General features: G+C 71.9%; 1 protein-coding gene. It reads right to left on the bottom strand.

The window, feature by feature from the left end:
* Positions 1 to 505, bottom strand: a 505-nt coding sequence (locus IF89_RS39585) for an RHS repeat domain-containing protein (protein WP_043194951.1), incomplete at both ends; no start/stop codon positions are given.

Raw genomic sequence — 505 nt, 5'->3', positions numbered from 1 at the left:
GCCGTCCTTGGTCTCCACGACCGCTTCCGCGATCTGGCCGTCGCTGTTGTAGGTGTAGGCGGTGGTGTTGCCGAGCTGGTCGGTCTGGGAGGCAAGACGCCCGGCGGCGTCGTATTCGTTCTTAGTGCCGGTGCGGGTGTCTTCTCCCTCTCTGCCCTGGGTGAGGGTCTTGGACGTGGCACGCCCGGCGAGGTCGCGGGTGAGCGCGGAGGTGAACTCCTGCCCGGGGTAGGTGTCCGGCGCGGCCGGGGTGAGGACGGTGCTCTGCGGGATGCCGCCCGTGCCGTAGGAGGGCACGGCGGTGACCTCGCCGCTGGTTGAGGTCAGGGTGCGGCCCAGCGCATCGGCCTGGGAAGACGCACCGGCGGCGGGGGTGCCGTCGGCGAAGAGCACCTTCGCCGACACCGTCCGGGCCGTGCTGTCGGCGTCCTGCACCGACACCGCCCGCGCGTCACCCAGGCCGGCGTCCTGCTGGTCTTTGCCCAGGACGCCCTGGGTGACGGCC

Source organism: Streptomyces sp. NRRL F-2664 (genome assembly GCF_000719345.1).
In the GTDB taxonomy this organism is placed as follows: domain Bacteria; phylum Actinomycetota; class Actinomycetes; order Streptomycetales; family Streptomycetaceae; genus Streptomyces.
This window is presented reverse-complemented; position numbering and strand designations above follow the sequence as displayed.